At 67.6% G+C, this 5,285-nt stretch carries 4 protein-coding genes; 2 read left to right on the top strand and 2 right to left on the bottom strand.

From position 1 onward, the window contains the following. Window positions 1-125: 125 nt before the first annotated feature. Entirely contained in the window at window positions 126-1,820 is a 1,695-nt protein-coding gene (locus tag I6U14_RS13315; RefSeq protein ID WP_296900009.1) for a hypothetical protein, read from the bottom strand. A 408-nt stretch (window positions 1,821-2,228) separates the two neighbouring features. Here I6U14_RS13315 and I6U14_RS13310 point away from each other — a divergent pair, with 408 nt between their 5' ends. Together I6U14_RS13310 and I6U14_RS13305 are read left to right on the top strand one after the other, a co-directional pair. Continuing rightward, entirely contained in the window at window positions 2,229-4,091 is a 1,863-nt protein-coding gene (locus I6U14_RS13310; protein ID WP_296900008.1) for a phosphoenolpyruvate carboxykinase (GTP), read from the top strand. Window positions 4,092-4,387: 296 nt separating this feature from the next. Beyond that, a complete protein-coding gene (locus tag I6U14_RS13305; RefSeq protein ID WP_296900007.1) occupies window positions 4,388-4,804 on the top strand; it encodes a hypothetical protein in 417 nt (138 codons plus the stop codon). A 57-nt stretch (window positions 4,805-4,861) separates the two neighbouring features. Here I6U14_RS13305 and I6U14_RS13300 read toward each other — a convergent pair. Continuing rightward, the coding region (locus I6U14_RS13300; protein WP_296900006.1) for a hypothetical protein at window positions 4,862-5,285 on the bottom strand (424 nt) is incomplete at its 5' end.

Here is a 5,285-nt window from a genome sequence, read left to right as displayed (position 1 = left end):
TGTTGCCCATTCGGGACGGGTTGCGCGCATCGGGGGCCGGCCGCACGCCTGAAGCGGCGGCAGCCCGCGCCTCCCGCTGCAACTGAGCTGTCGGCCGGGTCCTTCCTGGTCCTTGCCAGAAGCCCTCAGTCGCCCCGCTCCGCCGCGAGCATGCGCTCAATACGCGCGCCATAGACCTCCAGCGCGACGCGCTCCGCCGGCAACAGCAAATCGCTGTGCGCGGGATTCTCCGGCGCTGCCTTGCCAACGAGTGATCGGAAGGCATGCAGTGCCCGCCGCACCGTGGGTTCATCGGTTCGCAGCACGGTGCCCCAGCCTAGCCCCATGTCCGTGCCGAGCAGGTCTGCGGGGTCGGCCGCGGGCTCCGTCGCATGGCTGGGTGGCTCAAGCAGTCCGAGACGCCACAGCGCCAGTGCGGCGGCGTCGCTCAGCACCGCAGTGGGCTCCGCGTCGCCGAGGCCGATAAGGGCCGCGAGTCGGCGCTGATAGTCGCGCATCTCCCGCGTGTCCAGGGGTTCGAGGATCTGCGCGCGGAGCAGGTCGCGCGTGGTGCCGTCATCCAGCCGGACTGAAAGTGTCGCGCCGTCCCCGCTGCCGGGTGCGTCCGGGTTGAAGGCCCTATGCGGCATGTCCCCTCCCTCCAGATAGAAGCCGACGCCGTATTTGGCCCGCACCAGCTCCGGCTGCCGGTCCGCCTTCACGCGCCGTTCGAGGTGGCGAAGGAACTCGGCCCAGGTGTAAGGGTCGCTGCGCGCCTGACCGTCGCGGTAGAACATACCCGCATTGCTGGTTACCACAGGCGAGTCGTGCGGATAGCCGTAGTCTGCGCGCCACTGTGGCGGCGGGGGCTGTGGCGGCTTGGGCGCCGGCTCGTCCTGTCGCCGCAGCATGGCATCCGCCGCGCGCGTGCCTGGTGTCGGTGCGCCCGGCGTCAGTGATCGGTAGCCCCGTGGCGCCAGCTCCAGCAACAGCTCCGGGCGTCCGGGCAGGGTGTCGCGCACCCGGCTCGTTCCGCCCGCCGCCGTGGGCGGGTCCGGCGGCGGTGGCGGTTTGACGGTGCGGGTATGGCGCGCGTCGCCCTGTGCCAGGGCCAGGATGCGCCGCCCCTGGGCGGGACCTAGGAAGTGAAAGAGGTAGTCCTCCACCGGATTCGTCGCCCCCGAGTCCTTGCTCAGCAGATACTTGGCGAGCGCGAGGATGGTGAAGTTATGCCGCAGCAGCTTGAGCTCCGGGTCGCTCGGGTCGCGCAGTCCGGCCATGGTGTCGCGGATCACGAGCCGGACGTGGCTGTCACAGAAGGGGCCGAAGCCGAGATCGAGGCGCCGCCTGCCGGCGGCTGGGTCAGCGGCGGTGAGTGCCAGGAGCTCTGCGCCGTACAGGTGGATGATGCGCTCGAAGGTCTTCGGCTGGAACTGCCAGACGCCGGCCGCGCGGCCCAAGCGGCCGCTGCTGAGGCGTGGGCGTACGAAGTCGTTCCAGGTGTGCGCGCTCTCATGCTCGCCTGTGGCCAGCAACTGACCCAGGCTGTACCCGGTGCGCTCCGCCACGTCCAGCAGCACTAGAAGCTGCGTCGGGCTGATGTCTTGGCTGCGATCCTGGTCCAGGGCGCGGCGGCGGGCTTGCGCCTCGAACGCCGCCACAGCCGCCAGCTGCACGAGTGCAGCGTGGGGCTCGGTGGAGGGCTGCGTTCGGAGGAGGTGGATGGGTGCGGCGCCGGCGACACCCGCCGCCAGCAGCGCCAGCACAATCAGGCCGGGGATGCGTCTTGCGATGCCGATGCTCTTCAGGGCGCCGCGACGCCCTACCGTGGGGGAGTGCATGGAGCCTCGCCTCTGCGTCATATTCGGGTCAGAGTTGATGGAAGCCTGTGGGTCCTTCAAGGGGCGCCGGCACGGCGCAGGCGACCCTTTGCACGAGCATTGTCCCACGTTGCTATGGCCAGGCTGCCAGCAGCGAGCCACTGACATGGCGCGGTGTTAACGCTGACACGGCGTCGTGCCCGCCCTTTGCTGGCACGTTCTTTGCTCGATCTGCATTGGTGTTTTCCGCCAAGACGCTCCAAGGCTGGCCCGTCCCAACGTTTGCTGGGGCCGGAGTCTTGCCCGGGATCAGCCAAGCTGCCGGTTACGCGACGCTACCGGCTCGTCCGAGAGTAACCTGACCGGAATACTTGCCCAACCGACGTATCGTCCCTGGCCTCAACCTCCGCAGCGGGAGAGCAGACCACCATGACCACCACGCATGACGGTGCGAGCCGCACCCGAAACCGCAAGCTCTTAGACTGGGTCGACGCGATGGCCCGGCTCTGCAAGCCGGAGCGCATCTACTGGTGCGACGGGAGCCAGGCCGAGTATGACCGCCTGTGCGAGGAAATGGTGCAGGCCGGCGCATTCGTTCGCCTGAATCCCGACAAGCGTCCCAACAGCTATCTGGCCCGCTCCCACCCGAGCGATGTGGCCCGCGTGGAGAATCGCACCTTCATCTGCTCCGAGCATCAGGAGGATGCGGGTCCTACCAACAACTGGATGGATCCGAATAAGATGCGCGCCATCCTGCGCGAGCGCTTCGACGGCTGCATGCGCGGGCGTACCCTGTACGTGATCCCGTTCAGCATGGGCCCCATCGGCTCCCCCATCGCGCAGATCGGCGTGGAGATCACGGACTCGCCGTATGTGGTTGTCAACCAGCGCATCATGACCCGCATGGGTCAGGCAGTGCTGGACGCCTTGGGCGAGCAGGGCGACTTCGTGCCCTGCATGCACAGCGTTGGTGCGCCGCTGGCCCCCGGTGAGCAGGATGTGCCCTGGCCCTGTGCCGGCAATGTGGAAGACAAGTACATCACCCACTTCCCGGAGACCCGGGAGATCTGGTCCTTCGGCAGCGGCTACGGCGGCAATGCGCTGCTGGGTAAAAAGTGCTTTGCGCTGCGCATCGCCTCCGTGATGGCGCGCGACGAAGGCTGGCTCGCCGAGCACATGCTGATCCTCGGCGTGAAGTCGCCCGAGGGCAAGAAGCACTATGTCGCTGGTGCCTTTCCGAGCGCCTGCGGCAAGACCAACTTCGCCATGCTGATTCCACCCGCGGGCTTCGAGGGCTGGGAGGTGACCACCGTCGGCGACGACATTGCCTGGATCAAGCCGAACGCCGAGGACGGTAAGTTCTATGCCATCAACCCGGAGTATGGCTTTTTCGGCGTTGCCCCCGGCACCAACGAGAAGTCCAACCCCAACGCTATCGCCTCGCTGGACGGCAATTGCATCTATACCAACTGCGCATTGACCGACGACGGCGATGTGTGGTGGGAGGGCCTCACAGACGAGCCGCCGGAGCACCTGATCGATTGGCAAGGCAATGACTGGACACCGGGCTGCGGGCGCCCAGCGGCGCACCCGAATGCCCGTTTTACCGCACCCGCCGCCCAGTGCCCGTCCATCGATCCCGAGTGGGAAAACCCCAGCGGCGTGCCAATCAGCGCCTTCCTGTTCGGCGGCCGCGTCAGCAAGAACTTCCCGCTGGCGTTTCAGAGCTACAACTGGGAGCACGGCGTCTACATGGCCGCCACCATGGGGTCCGAGGCCACCGCGGCGGCCATCGGCCAAGCGGCCATGCGCCGCGACCCCATGGCCATGCTGCCCTTCTGCGGCTACAACATGGCGGACTACTGGAAACATTGGCTGCGCATCGGCCGGCAGCATGTCGCCACGCCGCCCCGCATCTTCCGCGTCAACTGGTTCCGTAAGGACGAGCACGGCAAATTCGTTTGGCCCGGCTTCGGCGAGAACATGCGCGTACTGAAATGGGTCGTCGATCGCTGCGATGGCCGCGTCTCAGCCATCGAGAGCCCTCTCGGCTGGCTGCCGAGCTGGGACGATCTGCACTGGGACGGGCTCGAGTTCGACAAGGAGAAGTTCTTCTCCATCATGAACATCGACAACGAGGTGGCACGGCGGGAGACGGTGGAGCAGGAGGAATTGCTCACCCGCTTCGGCGACCACTTGCCGCACGAGATGGAGCTCGAGCGCGAGCTCCAACTGGCCAGGCTATACCACTCCCCGCCGGTGTGGGACCTCTCCCGCGCCGTCGCTGGCTGAAGCCGCCAGCCGCTCCGCTGCCGCCGCGGGGCGGCTGGCGTTCGGTACGCGGCGAGACCGAGTCAGGCCGCCGCCTCTGACCAACTGGCCGATTCCGGCGGCGAGCGCCGCCCTCGGCAGCCCGGCCCTTCGCTAGACTGCGTATCATCCAAGCGCTGTCGAAAGCCCGCCGGCACCGGTCCGGACGGTGCCCGTTGGCGCCACCAGCAACGCGCCGACCGGCGCCACGCAGTCCATCCATGCCGAGAGCGCCTGTTGCCGTCGCCCCCCGCCCGTCGCTGACGTGGTGGTTAGGCTTGATCGTACTGCTGTCCGTCTCCGGCGTAGCCACCGCGGATCGGGTGCAAGAGGTCATCGACGCCACCCGCTTCGCCTATGGCCTGGAGTCGGCCTACTGGGAGGACCCAGTCGCCTTTTCGACCTACGACATGCTCTACGCCCACTATCGGCAGGGCTTCAGTCCCGAGCTCGCGGCAGCCATGACTGCCCATACGCTGGCAAGCGATGGCGACCTCGCCACCTGGGTGCCGGAGCAAGTCTTCGTCGCGGAGCTCGGCGTCAACGAGGCCCTGGTGTGGTTTCCAACGCCCGCGGCCTTCACCGAGCACGGCCTCTGGGGCCTAGAGGACTATATGCACGTGCGCCTGCGCCGCGAGGGCGGGCGCTGGGTCGTCTACTGGGGCCGTGACAAGTCGGCCCCGCCGGCGCAGTGATGCTGCCCGGCGCCGGACGCCGGTGAATCGGCGTCTCCTTCGTGCCCCATTGCAGCGTCAGGCTTTGCGGCGCAGTGCGGCGCGAAATCCCCGTTCCGCCAAATCCATGTGCGCTTCCAGCGCCGAGCGCTCCGGACCGGTCAGCGTCTGCGCATAGGCGCGCAGGCTGGTCTGGTAAGCGTCCAGCGCGGCCTGCACCACGCCCGCGGTGAAACGCTCCTCCGCTGTGGTTGCCGCTGCCGCGTCATTCGCCACCGGCTCCACGACGGCACTGCGAGGAATCAGCTTCTGTGCGCCGCCGACGTCGGCATGCGCCGTCATGGGGCCGGTCTTGCGGTACAGCTCGCCCTGCCAGCAGAAGCGGGCATCCGGCGGGAGTTGTGTGAATTTCATCGTCGAAGCGGCAATACCATTGGCCTGCGGAGAGATTGCGACGCAGTATGGCACGGCTTGCGACAACAGGGTCCGGGTCGGGCTAAGC

The organism is Thiohalocapsa sp., from assembly GCF_019695415.1.
Taxonomy (GTDB): domain Bacteria; phylum Pseudomonadota; class Gammaproteobacteria; order Chromatiales; family Chromatiaceae; genus Thiohalocapsa.
Note: the sequence above shows the minus strand (reverse complement) of the source record. Positions and strands in the feature narration are given on the sequence as shown.